Source organism: Hymenobacter arcticus (assembly GCF_054779975.1).
Genome location: NZ_BAAGXF010000002.1, coordinates 214156 through 232036 on the forward strand (window position 1 = coordinate 214156; position 17881 = coordinate 232036).

Sequence of the window (17881 nt, forward strand, 5' to 3'; positions counted from 1 at the left end):
CGGAAAATACTAAAAAAATGCCACCCCAGCCCAGGGCATGGGCTTACTGCTACGAACCTAATACCAAATTGCCAAAGCAGGCAAGTGGCCGCATCTTTGTACTATGTCTCAGCCCCTCCCCACCGCGCCCGCCTACGACTACGTGCTGGTGGGCGGGGGCGCCGCCGGCCTCAGCCTGGCCTACCACCTGGCCCGGGAGCCGCGCCTGGCAGATAAGCGGGTGCTCCTCATCGAGCCCGCGGCCAAAGACCAGAACGACCGCACCTGGTCGTTCTGGGCCGACGAGCCCACGCCGTTCGACGCGCTGGCCGTGGGCGAATGGACAAAAATTGCCTTTCGCAGCCCCAGTTTCGAGCGCATTTTCGACCTCGGAGCATACCGCTATCGTACTATTCGGGGCCTGGATTTTTACCAATTTGTGTATCAGGCGCTGGCGGCGCGGCCGGCGCAGTTTACCGTGGTGCGCGGCCGGGTGGTGGCCCTCGAAAACATGCCCGCCGGGGTGCGGGTGCGCACCGAAACGGGGCAGGAGTTCACGGCGCGCTACGCCTTCGATAGTCGCCCGCCCGCCATCGAGCCCCAGCCCGCTACCTACCGTTACCAGCTGCAACACTTCGTGGGTTGGGAACTCGAAACCGACCACGACGTATTCGACCCCGCGGTAGTGGAGTTTATGGATTTTCGGGGGCCGCAGCACCACGAGGCGCGCTTCATATACGTGCTGCCTTTCGGCCCGCGCCGGGCGCTGGTTGAGTATACCCTATTCTCGGCGCAGCCGCTGGCTAAGGCTGAGTATGAAGTGCATATTACTGATTATCTGCGAGATAGTCTCAAGCTGACGACCGAGCAGTACCGCATTACGGCCGAGGAAGTTGGAGCTATCCCGATGACAGACCACCCGCTACCGGCTCGTGATGGAGCGCGCATCATCAACCTGGGCACCCGCGCCGGGCGGGCTAAGCCCAGCACCGGTTACGCGTTTCGGCGTATTCAGGCGCAGTCGGCCCGGCTGGTGGCGGCGCTGGCCGCCACGGGCCAAGTGCCCGCTGACGTGACCGGCGACCAGTGGCAGTTTCGGCTATTCGATACCCTGCTGCTCGATATCATGCAGCGCCGGGGCGAAACGACCCGCGACATCTTCACGCAGCTGTTCGAGCGCAATCCGGTGGAGCGAATCTTCCGGTTTTTGGATGAGAAAACCAGCTGGGCCGACAACCTGCGGGTGATGAACTCGGTAGCGCCGGGGCCGTTTATACGCTCCATTGGGCAGGTACTGCGTGGGCGGCCCGGGCGGCGCGCGTAGCGGCGTTGGTAGCCGGGGTGGCTAGTCGCCACCGCCGCAGCCTCCACAACCGCCGCAGCCACTGCCCCCGCCACCGTCGCCACCACTGCCACCATCGCCGCTGCTATCAGTACTGACGGGTGGAGTCAGGTGCGTGGCTAAGTCGGATAAGCCCAATTTATTCAGCTCATGAAGCCCAAAAAAGGCTACTGCGAACGTAACGGTTTGCGTGGTAGGCGCCCCATCGGCGCGGCCTAGCTTGGTGCGCCGGGCCAGCTCCCGTAGCACGTATTTGCCCCGGCCAGTGGCCCAGGCTCCGTACAGCTGCGTGAAGCCCGCGATAACGCAAATGACTAATAAAGAGAAAATTAACAACCCAACTGGCCGCCCCCGCTGCAAGCCCACCACCAGCTTTACCAGCCCGAAAAGCACCACCGCTAGGGTGGCCACCAGCGGGTAGTAGTTGAGCCGGCGGCGGGCGTCGGCGTCCAGCAGCAGGCCCTTGGCCTGGAGCGACTTATCCAGGTCGCGCACGGCCACCTTAATCTGGCGGGTGGCCTGGTCGCGCACCGTTTCTACCTTCGAGCCACCCGGCTGCGTAATCAGCTGCCACACGGCCCGCTCGTAGGGCTCGGTGGGCGGGATGTCGGTGGCGCGGCGGATTCTTTGGTCGGGCAGCAGCTCTATCTGTTGCGAGTGGGCCAGGGAGGCCAGCGCACTGTCGGCCAAGCGGCTCCCTCGGCTTACCAGCCGCACCACCTCGTAGGTGCTCAGCAGCGGCCCATTGTAAGATTCCTGCGGGCCGCTGCCCTGGGCGCTCAGCCACAGCGCCAACGCCAGCGTTACGGCATACACGCCCCAGAAGAGCTTTAAAAACTCGGGACCGTACCAGTCGAAGGGATTAAGCGGGGTGCGCGCCGTGCAGCCCACCAGCACGAGCGCCGCGATTAGCGCCAGCCCCCAGCGCCAGTTGGGCAGGGCCAGCCGCCCGCACAGCCTGGGCATAGCCGGGCGCGGCAGCAGCCAATGCCGCCGCAGGTTGACGCGCCGAAAGTGGGGCGCCTCGCCAAAGCGCACGGCCGCGGCCGGCCAAATATCAACCGGGGGCACCTCGCCAAAAGCCGCCTGGTAGGCCTGCTTCGTAGCGGCGTACCAGTCCCGAAACTTGTGGCCCTCGGCCGCACCGCCCTTGGTGGGGCCGTGGTGCAGGGCAAAGCCCAGCACCTGCCCGCACAGCTCGTCCCAGTACGAGCGCGTGTACACGAGGTGCAGGTGCCAGGCTTGGTCTACCTCATCGGAAGGCGTGACGGGGTGCCCGCAGGTAGCGGCCAGGTACACAAACTTCTTGTATTCGAGCACCACGCGCCGGGCGAAGGCCAGGGGCCAGCCATTGTCGCGGGCCAGCCGGTGCGAAAAGGAAAGGGTTGCCGGCCCATCGAGGTCGAGGGCCACAAGCCGGGCCCAAAGCTCAGCCTGCAAGGCGGGAGGTGAGGTAACAGTCGTGCGCATAACTGGAAATGCCTGTTGGTAGAATACCCACCGTCCTGAAAAAGAAAAGTCCTGCGGTCTGTGCGCCAGCTAGGCAACTCGCCCGGCGGGCGGCATCAATAAAAAAGTCGCGGAGCAACCCCCGATTGGGGTGCTCCGCGACCAACTTATCAGTCATCAGCCAGCATGTATTAGTAAGTGATTACTACGTGCTTACCGAAAATCGACTTTAATACTCGTCTTCGTTGAACATGAAGTCCTCCTTGGTAGGATAGTCGGGCCATACTTCCTCAATGCTCTCGTAGGGCTGACCGTCGTCTTCCAGACCTTGCAGATTTTCAACTACTTCCATCGGGGCACCCGAGCGGATGGAGAAGTCAATGAGTTCGTCTTTGGTGGCGGGCCAGGGCGCATCTTCCAAATAGGAAGCAAGTTCGAGAGTCCAGTACATGGTCAGAAAGAAAAAAAGATGCTTGAAAAAGGTTGCTAAATGTAAGCTTCACGGGCGCAACGTAAACCCCGTGACAAAGGTTAGCCCATGGTGGGCAACTGGAAAAGCGCAATCAACTCCGTTTTAGTTTGAATTTTGCGCTCGAAGGTGCGGATTTTCCCTTGTAATAGCTGCCGCATCTGGTCGTTGGCGGCCGAAGCGTTGAGCTTGCTCAGGTTGTCTTGCAGCCCGGCCAGCTCCTGGCGGTCGCTCTCAATAAACTTGCGCAGGGCCACCGTGGCGGTTTGGGCGCGCTCGGCGGGCGGCAGGGGTGGCGCACCCTCGGCCTGGCGCTTGCGCAGGTAATAATCTAGGGCACTCATCTCGAATACCTTATCGCAGGCCAGCATAAAGCGCTGCCACAGCTGGTCGCTTTCGGGGCCGCGCACGGCCCCGCTTTGCTTCCACTCGGCTTGCAGGTTTTTGGCCTGGGTCACGCCCTGGTTGGGCGGCAGGGCAATGAGGGCCTCGGCGCGCTTGGCCAGCTCGCGCTTGCGCAACAGGCTTTCCTCGGGCGAGCCGGGGGTGGCGCCGGGGCGCACCTCGGCGGGGCGCTGGGTTTCGATGTGCTTTTTGAGGCGCTCGAAAAAGTGGTTGTTGGCGGCCCGAAACTTGGTCCACAGCTCGGCAGCCTGCTTCTTGGGCAGCGTGCCGTTGATTTCGCGCCACGCGTTTTGCAGCTGCTTAAGCTGGCGCGAAGTGGTTTCGAACTGGTCGGAGTTTTTGAGTACTTCGGCCTGGTTCACCAGCTCGCGGTAACGCTCCACAGTGCGGCGGGCCAGGGCCTTGCGGTCGGTCTGGAAGGCTTTGCGGCGGTCAAAAAACTCCTGCACCGCGCCGTGAAAGCGGCTTTCCAGCTCCTCGGTCATGCCCTTGTCCACAGGCCCGGTTTTTAGCCAGGCCTGGCGCAGTTCCTTCACGGTTTCGCTGGCCGTAATCCACTCCTCGGTATCACGCAGGGCTTCGGCCTGGGCAATGAGGCTGCCTTTGGTGGCCAGGTTTTTCTCGCGGTTGCGGGCCACCGACACGTTAAGCTGCTCCTCGGCCTCCTTGAGGCGGCGGTGCAGTGCTTCGTAGTCGCCGAGGCCGTCGTGCTGCTTGCACTGCTCTTGCAGGTGCAGCAGTTTCATCAGAAAAGACCCCTGGTTATCAGCAGCTTGCAGGCGGTCCAGCAGCTCGTCGATTTTAACCCGGAACGCTTCGTAGCGCTGGCCAAAGTAGCGCAGGGCGTCGTCGTCGGTGTCTTTTACTTGGCCGATGCGGCGGGCCGGCTGGCCCAGCGTTGGGCGTAGCCACACGCCCCCGTCTTCCACGTAGCCATAGCGGCGGGCTTCCGTGAGCGGGTGGTCGGGGAGTTCCATTGGGAAATGGGAAAGATAGAGTAAGGCAAAAACGCCGGTAAGCCCGGCAATTGGCTCCCAACGTAAGTCGGGGGAAGGAATTACAAGTTTACGCGGAAAATTGGTTGTGGCCGCGTGGCAGGTGGGTGGGTGGAAGGGCAGATTTTCCACAACTACGAAGCTGCCAACAGATTTGGCTTAGAATTGGCGTTTTTTTACCCAATAGCCCGCATTTTTTAGGCGGCGGCGGCGGCCCGCAAACTTGCCGGCTCGGGGTAGCTTTGCACTGTTTCGTCCTTTCACCAATTCCTGAGCCCCATGTCTGACCAGCCCACCATTATCTTCAGTATGGCCGGGGTAAGCAAGATTTACCCGCCCCAGAAGCAAGTTCTCAAAAATATTTACCTCTCGTTTTTCTACGGGGCCAAAATCGGCGTGCTCGGCCTCAACGGCTCGGGCAAGTCGAGCCTACTCAAAATTATTGCTGGCGTCGACAAGCAGTTTCAGGGCGAAGTGGTGTCTTCGGCGGCCTACTCGGTAGGCTACCTGGAGCAGGAGCCCCAGCTCGACCCCGCCAAAACGGTGCTGGAAGTGGTGCAGGAAGGTGCCGCCGAAACGGTGGCCCTGCTCAAAGAATACGACGACATCAACGAAGCCTTCGGGGCCGAAGATGCCGACTTCGATAAGCTGCTCGACCGCCAGGGCAAGGTGCAGGAGCGCCTCGACCAGCTCGATGCCTGGAACCTCGATAGCAAGCTGGAGCGCGCCATGGACGCCCTGCGGACCCCCGATGCCGATGCCATTATTGGCAACCTCAGCGGGGGCGAAAAGCGCCGCGTAGCTTTGTGTCGCTTGCTGCTGCAAGAGCCTGACGTACTGCTGCTTGACGAGCCCACCAACCACCTTGACGCCGAGAGCGTGCTGTGGCTGGAGCAGCACTTGCAGCAGTATAAGGGCACGGTAATCGCGGTGACCCACGACCGCTACTTCCTCGACAACGTGGCCGGCTGGATTCTGGAGCTCGACCGCGGCAGCGGCATTCCGTGGAAGGGCAACTATAGCTCGTGGCTGGAGCAGAAAACTGACCGCATGGCCAAAGAGGAAAACTCGGAAAGCAAGCGCGCCAAAACCTTGCAGCGCGAGCTGGACTGGGTGCGCATGTCGCCCAAGGCCCGCCAGAGCAAGGGCAAGGCCCGCTTGGCCAACTACGAAAAACTGGCCGGCGAAGAAGCCAAGGACAAGGAGCAGAAGCTCGAGCTGTTCATCCCGGACGGTCCGCGCCTGGGTTCGCAAGTAATTGAGGCCGAAGGGCTTCGCAAGGCATTCGGCGACAAGCTGTTGTTTGAGAACCTGAGCTTCTCGCTGCCGCAGGGCGGCATTGTGGGCATCATCGGGCCCAACGGCGCGGGCAAAACCACGCTCTTCCGCATGATAACCGACCAGATGCAGCCCGACGCCGGCACCTTTGAGGTGGGCCCCACGGTACTCACGGCCTACATCGACCAGCAGCACGATTCGCTGGATGGCAGCAAGTCGGTGTTCGACACCATCACGGGCGGCACCGAAACCATGCTGCTCGCCGGCCGGCCGGTGAACTCGCGGGCCTACGTGAGCAAGTTCAACTTCGGCGGCGGCGACCAGGAGAAGAAGGTAGGCATGCTCTCGGGCGGCGAGAAAAACCGCGTGCACCTGGCCATGACGCTCAAGCAAGGCGCCAACCTATTGCTGCTCGATGAGCCCACCAACGACCTGGACGTGAACGCCATCCGGGCGCTGGAAGACGCGCTGGAAAACTTCGCCGGCTGCGCCGTCATCATCAGCCACGACCGCTGGTTCCTCGACCGCTTGGCTACCCATATCCTGGCTTTCGAAGGCGACTCGGAAGTGGTGTGGTTTGAAGGCAACTTCTCCGACTATGAGGAGGCCAAGCGCAAGCGCCTCGGCGACGTGGAGCCCAAGCGCGTGCGCTACCGCAAGCTGAGCTAGTTGCTTCTTGGCCTATAAAAAGCCCATCCGGTGGCACTAGCTATAGCTGGTGCCGCCAGATGGGCTTTTTGTATACTATTGAAAGATAGCTACTTAGCTCACTGCCTCGTTTGGTGGCATTTGGCTTGTGCCATTGCTCGGCAGTGTGCCGAAGCGCCGGTGCAGTTCCTGGAACGCGGTAGGCGAAATGGCGAGGTGCTGCACCACGGTGGCGGTGCTTTGGCTGGCCTTGCCCTTTTTGTCGAGCGTGGTAGTTACGTTGTGCAGCGACAGGTAGCGGCAGTTGGGGTCGTTGGGGGCGCTGTGCAGGCTGAGGCGGGCAAACGGGTCTTCGGCCACCGCGCTCGTGTGGGGCGTGAGGTGGTGAAACTGGCCGCTTTCGAGGGCCGTGCGGGTGGTTTCTATATCTTGGGCGTAGCCAATGGGATGGGGGAGGGTTTCTTCGTCGGCCCATTCGTTGCTGGTTTCCGAGAAAGGCTCGGTGGCTTGGGCGCGGGCCATCAAGTACACGCCGCCCAAAATCATAACTGCCTCAATTACCCAGATAACTCCCAAGAACAGGCCGGAAGGCGTGCTACCTTTCAGCGACCACGTGCCGGTTTCGTTTACCTGGCGCATCGCCGACCACATGGCTGCTGGGTGGGTAATAACATCAGCAAACAGGCTGGCGCTGAACGACGTACTCGTGTCGGCCTCCTTGCCAGTGCCCGTAGTTTCGGAGTTGAGGAGCAGCGTCAGGTACACGCTCCATTCCAGGTAAACGGCCACGAAACCCACCAGCAGCGCCAGCCCACCTACTGCCCCCGGGCTGCGCAGCTTACCCAGCCGCACCAGCAGCGCCAGGGCCGCGCCCAGCAGCAGCCCAAACCCCAGGCACAGAATGAAATTGATGTACACAAACGGGATGTACCACACGGCGTAGATGTACACCAGGGCCAGCACCAGGGCCGCCGCCACCCCGCCGGCTAGCAGGGCCAGGATGCCGGCGGGCGGCATTTTGTTGGAAGGCTGGTAATAAGGACTCATGCAGCGGGCTGGTAAGGTGGAAGGAAAACTGCCCGCAATAAACGCAAAACCCTGTAAATAACACTGCCTGGATACTTATTTGTTGGGTTAATCTTTTGTTAAAGCTGTTCAAAAATCCGTTTTCTGGTTGGATTTCCCAAAAAAACTCCGCTGGCCTGGCAAAAGCGGGGGCCTGGCTGCACCGGGCCGCCTCGGCCCCTACTTTTGGCCACTCACTGCGCCCTTTGCCTTTACGCCCATGACTGCCACCATCCTCTCCGAAGCGGTGCTACCGCAGTTGCCCTCGGCTTCGGGGGTCGAAATAATTGGCCCTATGGCCTACCTCGTGAGCGACGACGCGCCATTTTTGTACCAGCTCGATGCCGCTACCCTGGCCCCCATGGGCCAGGTGCAGCTGTTCGAAACCAGCGACTTTGGCACCGGCCGCATTCCAAAAACGGCTAAGCCCGACCTCGAAAGCATGGCCGCCGTGGTGAGCCCCACCGGCGCAGCTGGGCTGCTGCTCTGCGGCTCGGGCTCGCGGCCCAACCGCGAAACGGGCTACTTCGTGGGTTTGCCCGCGGCCGGTGCGCCCGCTTCGGCCGAACCGCGCTTCGTGCAACACCTCGACCTGAGCGGCCTCTACGCCCAGCTGCGGGCCCAGCTGCCAGCTGGCGCAACCCTCAATATCGAAGCCACCGCCGCCACTGCTACCGAGCTGCTGCTGTTGCAGCGCACGGTGGGCGGCGGGCCGGCGCTGCTGTTTGTGCTGCCGCTGGATGCCACGCTGGCGCACCTGTTTGAGCCGCGCTGGCCCGCCCCGGAGCCCACGCGGGTGCTTTCGTTTGCGCTGCCCGCGCTGGATGGCCACGTGGCGGGCTTTTCGGGCGCTACCTACGTGGCCGGCCTGCTGCTCGTAACTGCCTCAGTAGAAGCCACTGCCGATGCCGTGGCCGACGGCGCGGTATTGGGCTCCTTCGTGGGCGTGGTAGACCTGGCCACCCAAACCGCCACCTTCGCCCGCCTCACTTGGGCCGATGGCCGCGCTTACTTGGGCAAGGTGGAGGGCCTGGCCGTGCGCCGCACCCACGGGCCCGGCTGGCTGGAGCTGCTGCTGGTAACCGACGACGACCTGGGCGGCAGCACCGCGCTGGTAGCCGATGTGAGGATGATAGAATAAGCAGATTTCTGGAGGCGACCGGCTTACTTTGTATTAGATGACACTAGATGACACTAGATGAATTACAAGAGCTGCGGGAAGGAGCTGATTTTGAAGCTAAAACGGCCTTAGGGCGCGATGGTAAAGGCACACTGCCGCAGTCATTTTGGGAGACATCCAGCGCAATGGCCAACACCGATGGCGGCCTGATTGCGCTGGGCGTGAAGGAGCGCCCCGACCGCAGCCTGGATGTGCGCGGCGTACCCGACCCTGGCCGGGTGCAGCAGGAGCTGTTCAATGGGGTGAATAATCGCAAAGTGATAAGTCATAACCTGCTCGCTAATAGTGACGTGTCGTTGGTGCCAGTGGTGGGCTATGGCACAGTGGTGCTGGTGCAAGTGCCCCGTGCCCGACGGCAAGACCGCCCCGTGTACGTGGGCACTGACGTGCTCACCGGCACTTATCGCCGCCAGCACGAAGGCGACTACCGCTGCCCCGAAGCCTTGGTAAAGCGGCTGCTGGGTGAGGCGCAGCATGGATACGCTCGACGACCGTCCTCTATCCGGCTATGGCCTACCCGACCTCGACCCCGATACCCTGCGGGCGTACCGCACCGAGTTTGCACAGCGCCGGCCCGGCCACCGCTGGAATGGTTACCCTGACGAGGCTTTTTTGGAATGTCTGGGCGGCTGGCACATTGACCGGGCCACGCGCCTGGGGTGCCTCACGCTGGCTGGGCTACTCATGTTTGGGCAGCAGCACAGTATCACGCAGCAGGTGCCGCATTATGGCCCCGACTACCAGGAGCAGGCCCCTGGCGCGGCGCGCTGGCTCGACCGCGTAACGCCCGATGCCTCGTGGTCGGGCAACCTCTATGACTTTTATCGGCGCGTGTACCCCAAGCTGGTAGCCGATTTGAAGGTGCCATTTCAGTTGGTGGAAGACCGCCGCGTAGATGAAACCGACGTGCATAAAGCGCTACGTGAGGCCTTGGTTAACACCCTGGTACACGCCGATTACAGCGGTAGCACGCCCATCCGCATTATCAAGCTGCCGGGGCGCTTTAGCTTTCGTAATCCGGGTTTGCTGCGCATTTCAACGGAGGAAATCTATCGGGGCGGTACCAGTGACTGTCGCAATCGGGCGGTGCAAAAGATGTTTCAGCTGATGGGGGTGGCCGACCGGGCCGGTACCGGCTTTTCGGCCATTTTGCAAGCTTGGAAAGAGCAGTCGTGGTTGCAACCCAGCCTGTTCGACCATGCCGCACTGGAAGCAGTGGAGCTGGATATGCGTCTCACCAGCTTTATTCCGCCGCAGGCGTTGCAGCAACTGGGCGAGCGCTACGGCGAGGCGTTTCAGCAGCTCGATGCCAATGAGCGCTGGGTGATGGTATGCGCCTGGCACTATGAAACCGTGACCAACGACTTTTTGAGCAAGCAGATGGAGCTGCACACAGCCGACCTCACCAAGCTGCTGGTGCGCCTGGTGCGCGGCGGCTTACTGGAGCAGAAGCTGGTCGGCCGCTGGACTACCTACCGCCTGGGACTAGGCAAGCCCCTGCCTCCGGCCGGCGACGGAGCAACCAAGCAATTACCGCTGTTCGATAGCCTCATCACTCCCCAAACTGGCCTCATCACTCCCCAAGCTAGCCTCATCACTCCCCAAACTGGCCTCATCACTCCCCAAGCTGCGGGCAACATACCTCAAAGTGGCCCGGTAGAGCTGGAGGAAATTGCCCGGCCAGCCCGCGAGGGCCAGCCTCGCCAAGGGGTAATGGATAGTATACTGCTGCGGCTTTGCCAACAACAATACCTGACCATCCAACAGTTGGCCGTTTTAGTAGGTAGAACGGTACATAGCTTGCGTGAGCGTTATGTAGGCCGCCTGGTAGCCAGCGGCCAGCTCCAGCTGCGTTATCCCGACAAGCCCCGCAGTAAAAACCAAGCCTACCGCGCTGCTGCCGCCGAGCTGCCAATGGCTAGTTAACCCAAGTTGCAGTGTAGCGGGTCGTTGGGGCGGGCTGCCGGCTTTTCGCCGCCTGTCCGCTCATAGCTTGAACAAGTGGCGTGAACGACGAGCGGACAGCCGGCGAAAAGCCGGCAGCCCGCCCCGGTACTGCGTACATCGCAACTTGAGTTAGTTAATACTTCACCAAGCCGGGCCATCGGCCCTGCTTGCCTTGCCGCCGAAAGCTGATTAGCAACCCTACATTTGGGTGCAGCCCCGGCCCGCCCGGCCCCGGAAAAATTACCCCAATGCCCCAACTCGACCTTTTTACTGCTCGCGCGGCTACCCCCGCGCCGGCCCCGCCTGCCCCCGCCGCCATGCCCCAACTCGACCTTTCCACCCTCGAATCCTGGCTCTGGGATTCGGCCAATATCCTGCGGGGCTCCATCGATAGCTCCGACTTCAAGAACTACATCTTTGGGCTGCTTTTTCTGAAGCGGGCCAACGACGTGTTTGACGAAGAGGTGGAAAGCCTCATGGCCCGCGAAGGCTACTCGCAGGCGGAGGCCGAAGACGCTACCTACTTCCGGGTGCCGGTGGAGGCGCGCTGGGCCGAGGTGAAGAAGGTGACCGAAAACATCGGCGTGGCCCTCGATAAAGCCTTTGCCGCCATCGAGCGCGAAAACGCCGACCTCAACCTGGAAGGCGTGATGACGGCCACCAAGTTTGGCGACAAGGAAAAGCTGACCGACGACACCCTGCAACGGCTGCTGCGCCACTTCAACAAGCACTCGCTGCGCAACGCCGACCTGTATACCCCCGACCTGCTCGGCGATGCCTACGAGTACCTCATCAAGCAGTTTGCCGACGATGCGGGCAAGAAGGGCGGTGAGTTTTACACCCCGCGCGGGGTGGTGCAGCTGGTGGTGGGCCTCCTGCGGCCCGAGCCCGGCAACACCGTGTATGACCCCACCTGCGGCTCGGGCGGCATGCTCATCGAAAGCGCCCGCTACGTGGCCCAGCAGCCCGGCGGGCAAGTGGGGCCCAACGTGAACGTGGCGCTGGCCGGCCAGGAGAAAAACCTGGGCACCTGGGCCATTGCCAAGCTCAACATGCTGCTGCACAACTACGGCAGCGCCGACCTACGCAAGGGCGATACCCTCACCGACCCCAAGCACCTCGACGACAAAAAGGACCTGCAACTCTTCGACCGGGTGATTGCCAACCCGCCCTTTTCGCAGGACCGCTGGTGGACGCCCGCCGAAACCGGCACCACCAAAACCCTCGACAAAAAAGGAAAGGAAAAGGAAGTGGCTCCCAACTACGCCACCGCCGTATCCGACCGCTTCGGGCGGCTGCTGTATGGCACGCCGCCGCGCTCGTACGCCGACCTGGCCTTTTTGCAGCACATGCTGGCCGTGCTGCGCCAGAGCGGGCGCATGGGCGTGGTGCTGCCCCACGGCACCCTGTTTCGGGGTGGGGCCGAGGGCAGTATCCGGCAGCGGCTGCTCGACGCCGACCTTGTGGAAGGCATCGTGGGCCTGCCCGCCGCCTTGTTTTACAACACCGGCATTCCGGCGGCCGTGTGGGTGCTGGCTAAAACCAAAGCGCCCGCCCGGCGCGGCAACGTGCTGGTGCTCGATGCCAGCCAGGAGTTCAAGGCAGGCAAAAACCAGAACGAGCTGGAAGAAGCCCACATCGGGCGCGTGCTGGCGGCCTACGACGCGGGGCAGGACGTGGACAAGTACCTGCGCGTGGTGCCGCTGGCCGAAATCAAGGCCAACGACTACAACCTGAACATCTCGCGCTACATCGACCGCAGCGAGGCCGCCGCCGCCATCGACTTGGCGGCCGTCCACGTCGCCCTGCGCGAGCTGGAAGCCAAAGAAGCTGAGATTGACGCGAAACTGGAAAGCTTGCTGGAGGAAATTGGGCTATGAAAATTGAAAACGAAGTAGTAGCCCAAGATTGGCAAACCGTCTCGCTAAAAGAGAATGTCAAAATTGTGAGCGGATTTCCATTCGCTTCTGAAAACTTTAATGAGCTAGAAGGCAAGCCTCTTATTAGAATCAGAAATTTGCTAAGCGGCTTGACAGATACACTTTTTAGCGGCATCTATAGCGACGACTTTCTGATTCGTAAAGGAGATATTTTAATTGGAATGGATGGCGACTTTCACATTGTGAAGTGGAAAGGCCGTGACGCACTTCTGAACCAGCGAATAATGAAAATTAGCAGCGTCAAAGGTGCCCGTTTAGATTTGAATTTTGCGTATTATTTGCTTCAACCATTCTTACTGAATGTTCACGCTAGAACATCAGCCACAACAGTAAAACATCTATCAACGAAAGACCTCAACAATGCTTATTTTCAAGTGCCTCCGCTTCCCGAGCAGCGGAAAATAGCCGAAATCCTGTCCACGCTGGATGAGAAGATGGCCGTGATTGACGAGCAGCTAGCGCAAACCCAGGAACTGAAAAAGGGCCTCATGGAGCGCCTGCTGACGCGCGGCATCGGGCATACCCAGTTCAAGGATTCGCCACTGGGGGAGATTCCGGCGAGTTGGGAGGCTAGCCCGCTAATTGATATGTGCAGGAGAATTTGCGTTGGATTCGTTGGAACCTGCGAGAAGTTTTATGTTGAAAAAGGTGAAGGTGTTTTGATGGTTAGAACAGGCAACTTGTCGGATGGACAAGTGGTGCTGAATAATCCAAAATACGTTTCGACAGAATTTCATGAGAAGAATAAAAAGTCTCAATTACAGTCCGGCGATATTCTGGTGGCTAGGCACGGCAGCAGTGGCCAAGCGGTAATTGTGCCTCAAAATTTCCCGCCAGCAAATTGCCTAAACATTGTGATTGTAAGGTCTGGCGAGGGATTAGATGCGCTATTTCTGCATCATCAATTCAACTCTGATTTAGTTAAAAGCCAGATTTCTAAGAAAACGGCTGGCTCTACTCAGGGAGTGGTTAACACAGGTGAAATAGCTTCTACGCTAATTGTTATTCCACCACTCCCCGAACAACTTCAAATCGCCGAAATTCTCACCACCGTGGACGACAAAATCGGCGTGCTCCAAGCCAAGAAAGCCCAGTACCAGACCCTCAAGCAAGGGCTGATGCAGCAGCTGCTCACCGGGCAGCGGCGGGTGCGGGTGGCGGCGGGGCAAGTCGCGGAGCTGGTATGAGCCAGGGCCCCGAATTCCTCGGCTCGGAGCAGCCCGCGCTGGCGCTGTTGCAGCAGATGGGCTACACCTACGTGCCGGCGGCCGCCCTCAAGGCCGAGCGGCCCGACGCCGCCGAGGTGCTGCTGCCCGGCCGGCTGCGGGCCGCCATCGCCCGCCTCAACCCGGCCCTGGATGCCGCCAACCAGGCCCGCGCCTACGACCTGCTGCTGGCGGCGGGCGCGGCCGGGTCGCTGCTCGAGGCCAACGAGGCCACCTGGCACCTGCTGCGCGGCGACGCCCCCAACCTCAAGCAGACCGTGGCGGGCCACGACGAGTTTTTGCCCCTGCGCTACTTCGACTTTGCCGAGCCCGCCAACAACGACTGGCTCGTAACCAACCAGCCCCGCTACCAGGGCCGCATCGCGGTGGCCGCGCCCGATATCGTGTTGTATGTGAACGGCTTACCACTGGCCGTGCTCGAATGCAAGGCCGGCAGCGCCGCCGGGGCCTGGGACAGCGCCTACCACGACCTGGCCCACTACCAGCGCAACAACGAGCGGCTGTTTCACTGCAACGTGCTGTGCGCCGGCCTCTGGGAAGTAGATGCCAGGTACGGGGCCATCGGCACGCCCCAGGCGTTTTGGGCCAGCTACAACGACCGCCGCACCGACCTGGCCCCCCTGCGGGCCCTGCTGCCCGGCCGCGAGCCCACCGCCCAGGACCGCCTGCTGTACTTCCTGCTGGCCCCCGCCCGGCTGCTCGATGTGCTGCGCCACTTCGTGCTGTTTGAGCGCGAAGAAGGCCGCACCACCAAGAAGCTGCCGCGCTACCAGCAGCTGCGGGCCACCAACCGCACCCTGGCCCACCTGCGGGCCGCCGACCAGGGCGGCGTGGTGTGGCACACCCAGGGCAGCGGCAAAAGCCTCACCATGGCCTACCTCATCCGCAAGCTGCGGGCCCCCGAAAGCGGCTTCGACAACCCCACCGTGCTGGTGCTCACCGACCGCACCGACCTCGACCGCCAGATAACGACCACCTTCCAGCACATCGGGTTCAAAAACGTGCAGCAGGCCACCTCGGTGCGCCACCTCGACCAGCTGCTGCGCAACGACTACGGCGGCGTCATCACCACCACGCTCCAGAAGTTTCAGCAGGCCGATAAGGACGCCACCGATGCGCCCGATGCTCTCAGTCCTCCAGATGCCCCCGATGCCGATGGCCTCACCCGCACCGAGCGCCACCTCATGGCCAACCTGCTGGTGCAGGTAACCAAGGCCCTGGTCGAAGGCAAGTGGACCGAAACCAGCCGCGAGGAAATTCCGCTAGAAGTGCTCTCCGCCAAAGCCAACCTGTACGTGCTGGTGGACGAGGCCCACCGCAGCCACTACGGCTTTCTGGCCGCCTTCATGCGCGCGGTGCTGCCGAATGCCAAGTTCGTGGCCTTCACCGGCACGCCCATTTCGCGGGAGGATAAATCGACGCTGGCCGAGTTCTACGGCCAGGACTACCTCGACGTGTACACCATCACCGAGTCGGTGGCCGACGGCGCCACCGTGGAGCTGCTCTACGATGCCGGCATTGCCCGCCTCGACGTGAAAAAGGCCGAGCTGGACGCCGAGTTTGCCGAGCAGTTCGGCCACGAGCCCGAGGAAAAGCAGCAGAAGCTCAAGGACGAAGCCCTGCGCAAGTACCAGCTGTCGGAGGGCCGCATCCGCGACATCAGCCGGCACCTGCTCGACCACTATAGCCAAAAAATCCGGCCCGAAGGCTTCAAGGCCATCCTGGTGTGCGCGGGCCGCCGGGCCGCGCTGCGCTATAAGCAAGCCCTCGACCAGCTGCAGGCCGAAGGCTACCACAACTACACCACCCGCGTGGTGGTGAGCCTGGGCGCGGTGAAGTCGGACCCGCTGGCCGCCGAGCAGGCCGAGCGCCTGGCCTGGAACCGCGTTTATCCCAATGACCCTCAGCCGCTGCTGCTCACCCAGCCCGAAGACGTGAAGCAGGTAACGGAGGACTTCAAGCTGCCCTTCGGCGACGAGGCCGCGCGGGACAAGTCGGGCAAGCGCAAGCAGTACGACAACACGGCCATCCTGATTGTGTCGGACATGCTGCTCACGGGCTACGACGCGCCCATTGCCGCCTGCCTCTACCTCGACAAACCCCTGAAAGAGCACGGCTTACTGCAAGCCATTGCCCGCGTCAACCGCACGTACCGGGGCAAGGCGGCGGGCTACATCCTGGACTACAGCGGCATTACGGCCCACCTCCTGCAGGCGCTGGAAATATTTTCGGGCGACGTGCGGCCCGACGACATCCTGCGCAACCTGAACGACGAAATTCCCAAGCTGGCCATTAATCACGGCAAGCTGCTGGCCTTCGCCAAGCCGCTGAAACTTGACCGCCACTACCAGCGGGCCGCGTTCGTGGATGCCTGCATCCGCTACCTGGAGCCGCTGCACCACCGCGACGAGTTCAAGGACCTGCTGCGGGCCTTCAACAAGTCGGTGAACATTGTATTGCCCAACCAGGCTGCCATGCAGTACCAGGGTGATTTTCTGTTATTTAATGAAATCAGGCAGCGCGCCCGCAATGCCTACCCCGACGGCGACCCTTTCAAAATCAGCCCCGACGAAAGCCAGCTCTTGCAGCAGCTCATCAACGAGCACCTCACCGCCCAGGGCGTCGACAACCTGCTGGCCGAGCCGGTGTCCATCATTGACCGCGAGAAATTCCGGGCCGACATCCTCGACGCCTCGCCTGCCACCAAGGAGCTGAAGATGCGCAACCAGCTCAAGTATGAAATCAAGCTGGGCACTGGCCGCAACCCCGACTACTACCAGCCCCTGGCCCAGCGCCTCGAAAACCTGCTGAAGGAGCACGAAGCCGGTCGCCTCACCCAGGCCCAGCTGCTGCTCGGCTACACCGCCCTGCTCGATGAAATCGTGAACGAGCAAAGCGAAGGCCAGGCCCAGGGCTTCCGAACCGAGCGCGAAAACGCCGTATTCAGCTCCCTCAAAACCCTTTTCGCCGATGCGGCTGGTGCTGCCGCCGAAGCCACCCGCCAGCTATTCGCCACCATCGGCGGGGAGCTGAACATTGTGGGCTGGAAAGAAAAGGGCGAAGTGAAAAAGGAGATGGAAAACAAAATTCACGCCCTGCTCAAAGCCACGCTGCCCAGCCCCGAAGCCCGCCAGCGCGCCCGCGAGCTGGTGTCCCTGATTCAAAAAAATACCTGATGCAGCACGTCCAATACGGCCCGCACACCATTGCCTACACCGTGCAGGAGCGCCCCGACCTGGCGGCGCACTACCTCAGCGTGGCCCAGGGCGAGGGCGTGGTACTCAAAGGCCCGCCGCTGCCACCCGCCCAGGCCGACCAGCTGGTGCTGCGCAAAGCCCGCTGGGTGCTGGCCAAGCTGGAGCTGGTGCGCGTAGTGCAGCCCGGCGACATCGTTACGGGCTCGCGCATAGCCTACCTCGGCCGCCAGTACTACACCGAAGTCATGTTTGATGCCACGCTGCCCCAGGCGCGGGTCACGTTCAACCATTCCAGCTTCCGCATCCAGGTAAGCCCCCTGGGCGATGTGCAAGCCGCCATCGCCCAGGCGCTGGCCGCCTTCTTTCGCGCCAAAGCCCGCGAAAAAATTGCGCCCCGCGTGCAGCAGTGGGCCGCCAAAACCGGCCTGGACTATAGCAGCCTGAAATTCAGGCAGATGCCTAAGCGCTGGGGCAGCTGCACCCCCGCCAACGTGCTGCTGTTGAATTATGAGGTGGTAAAGCTGCCCTTCACGCTCATCGACTACGTCATCGTGCACGAGCTATGCCACACGAAGGTAAAAAGCCACGGCAAAGCATTTTGGGCCGAGGTAGCGCGGTGGCTGCCCGGTTGGGCAGAGCTGGATGCGCGGGTGGGTGCGGTGCGGGGGTGAGCGCACAGCCAATTACACCGCCGCCAAGCGGCCCAGGCGACGCGGGCGATGGCCGAGGCGGTATTTGGGGGGGGCAGTACTTGGGTATAA

General features: G+C 61.7%; 12 protein-coding genes and 1 pseudogene. 9 read left to right on the forward strand and 4 right to left on the reverse strand.

The window, feature by feature from the left end; translation table 11 throughout:
- Positions 1–103: 103 nt before the first annotated feature.
- A complete protein-coding gene (locus ACYVGC_RS04450) occupies positions 104–1303 on the forward strand; it encodes a Rossmann-fold NAD(P)-binding domain-containing protein (RefSeq protein WP_460582584.1) in 1200 nt (399 codons plus the stop codon).
- Positions 1304–1324: 21 nt separating this feature from the next.
- Here ACYVGC_RS04450 and ACYVGC_RS04455 read toward each other — a convergent pair whose 3' ends face one another.
- From ACYVGC_RS04455 to ACYVGC_RS04465, 3 genes are all read right to left on the reverse strand, one after another.
- Positions 1325–2791 carry a TIGR04222 domain-containing membrane protein gene (locus tag ACYVGC_RS04455; protein ID WP_460582585.1) on the reverse strand — a complete coding sequence of 489 codons (1467 nt, stop codon included), beginning with the start codon at positions 2789–2791 and terminating at the stop codon, positions 1325–1327.
- A gap of 208 nt (positions 2792–2999) precedes the next feature.
- On the reverse strand, positions 3000–3221 hold the full coding sequence (locus ACYVGC_RS04460) for a DUF2795 domain-containing protein (protein WP_068238128.1): 222 nt from the start codon (positions 3219–3221) through the stop codon (positions 3000–3002).
- Positions 3222–3301: 80 nt separating this feature from the next.
- A complete protein-coding gene (locus ACYVGC_RS04465) occupies positions 3302–4621 on the reverse strand; it encodes a DUF349 domain-containing protein (protein WP_460582586.1) in 1320 nt (439 codons plus the stop codon).
- Positions 4622–4918: 297 nt separating this feature from the next.
- Between ACYVGC_RS04465 and ettA the strand changes: the two genes are divergently transcribed.
- Complete coding sequence (gene ettA / locus ACYVGC_RS04470) at positions 4919–6586, forward strand: ABC transporter ATP-binding protein (protein WP_460582587.1); 1668 nt, start codon at positions 4919–4921, stop codon at positions 6584–6586.
- A 93-nt stretch (positions 6587–6679) separates the two neighbouring features.
- Here the strand turns inward: ettA and ACYVGC_RS04475 are convergent, their stop codons facing one another.
- Positions 6680–7612, reverse strand: a complete 933-nt coding sequence (locus ACYVGC_RS04475; protein ID WP_460582588.1) for a hypothetical protein — start codon at positions 7610–7612, stop codon at positions 6680–6682.
- A gap of 238 nt (positions 7613–7850) precedes the next feature.
- Here ACYVGC_RS04475 and ACYVGC_RS04480 point away from each other — a divergent pair, with 238 nt between their 5' ends.
- The 7 genes and pseudogenes from ACYVGC_RS04480 to ACYVGC_RS04510 all read left to right on the forward strand — a co-directional run bounded on the left by ACYVGC_RS04480 (position 7851) and on the right by ACYVGC_RS04510 (position 17791).
- Positions 7851–8771, forward strand: a complete 921-nt coding sequence (locus ACYVGC_RS04480; protein WP_460582589.1) for a DUF6929 family protein — start codon at positions 7851–7853, stop codon at positions 8769–8771.
- 47 nt (positions 8772–8818) lie between these two features.
- Positions 8819–9232 (forward strand): annotated as a pseudogene (locus ACYVGC_RS04485) (AlbA family DNA-binding domain-containing protein); the annotation flags it as partial.
- A gap of 52 nt (positions 9233–9284) precedes the next feature.
- Positions 9285–10736 carry an ATP-binding protein gene (locus tag ACYVGC_RS04490; protein ID WP_460582590.1) on the forward strand — a complete coding sequence of 484 codons (1452 nt, stop codon included), beginning with the start codon at positions 9285–9287 and terminating at the stop codon, positions 10734–10736.
- Between the two features lie 269 nt (positions 10737–11005).
- On the forward strand, positions 11006–12637 hold the full coding sequence (locus ACYVGC_RS04495) for a type I restriction-modification system subunit M (RefSeq protein ID WP_460582591.1): 1632 nt from the start codon (positions 11006–11008) through the stop codon (positions 12635–12637).
- Complete coding sequence (locus ACYVGC_RS04500) at positions 12634–13884, forward strand: restriction endonuclease subunit S domain-containing protein (RefSeq protein WP_460582592.1); 1251 nt, start codon at positions 12634–12636, stop codon at positions 13882–13884. The genes ACYVGC_RS04495 and ACYVGC_RS04500 overlap by 4 nt, the downstream gene beginning before the upstream one ends.
- Positions 13881–17099 carry a type I restriction endonuclease subunit R gene (locus ACYVGC_RS04505; RefSeq protein WP_460582593.1) on the forward strand — a complete coding sequence of 1073 codons (3219 nt, stop codon included), beginning with the start codon at positions 13881–13883 and terminating at the stop codon, positions 17097–17099. Before ACYVGC_RS04500 ends, ACYVGC_RS04505 begins: the two co-directional genes overlap by 4 nt.
- Positions 17099–17791, forward strand: coding sequence for a M48 family metallopeptidase (locus tag ACYVGC_RS04510; RefSeq protein ID WP_460582594.1), 693 nt, complete (start codon positions 17099–17101; stop codon positions 17789–17791). Before ACYVGC_RS04505 ends, ACYVGC_RS04510 begins: the two co-directional genes overlap by 1 nt.
- Positions 17792–17881: the final 90 nt, after the last annotated feature.

What these genes read in the sequence shown, in the direction of transcription:
- ACYVGC_RS04450 (WP_460582584.1), top strand. Translation starts at nt 104, where the DNA reads ATGTCTCAGCCCCTCCCCACCGCGCCCGCCTACGACTACGTGCTGGTG.
- ACYVGC_RS04455 (WP_460582585.1), bottom strand. Translation starts at nt 2,791, where the DNA reads ATGCGCACGACTGTTACCTCACCTCCCGCCTTGCAGGCTGAGCTTTGG.
- ACYVGC_RS04460 (WP_068238128.1), bottom strand. Translation starts at nt 3,221, where the DNA reads ATGTACTGGACTCTCGAACTTGCTTCCTATTTGGAAGATGCGCCCTGG.
- ACYVGC_RS04465 (WP_460582586.1), bottom strand. Translation starts at nt 4,621, where the DNA reads ATGGAACTCCCCGACCACCCGCTCACGGAAGCCCGCCGCTATGGCTAC.
- ettA (WP_460582587.1), top strand. Translation starts at nt 4,919, where the DNA reads ATGTCTGACCAGCCCACCATTATCTTCAGTATGGCCGGGGTAAGCAAG.
- ACYVGC_RS04475 (WP_460582588.1), bottom strand. Translation starts at nt 7,612, where the DNA reads ATGAGTCCTTATTACCAGCCTTCCAACAAAATGCCGCCCGCCGGCATC.
- ACYVGC_RS04480 (WP_460582589.1), top strand. Translation starts at nt 7,851, where the DNA reads ATGACTGCCACCATCCTCTCCGAAGCGGTGCTACCGCAGTTGCCCTCG.
- ACYVGC_RS04490 (WP_460582590.1), top strand. Translation starts at nt 9,285, where the DNA reads ATGGATACGCTCGACGACCGTCCTCTATCCGGCTATGGCCTACCCGAC.
- ACYVGC_RS04495 (WP_460582591.1), top strand. Translation starts at nt 11,006, where the DNA reads ATGCCCCAACTCGACCTTTTTACTGCTCGCGCGGCTACCCCCGCGCCG.
- ACYVGC_RS04500 (WP_460582592.1), top strand. Translation starts at nt 12,634, where the DNA reads ATGAAAATTGAAAACGAAGTAGTAGCCCAAGATTGGCAAACCGTCTCG.
- ACYVGC_RS04505 (WP_460582593.1), top strand. Translation starts at nt 13,881, where the DNA reads ATGAGCCAGGGCCCCGAATTCCTCGGCTCGGAGCAGCCCGCGCTGGCG.
- ACYVGC_RS04510 (WP_460582594.1), top strand. Translation starts at nt 17,099, where the DNA reads ATGCAGCACGTCCAATACGGCCCGCACACCATTGCCTACACCGTGCAG.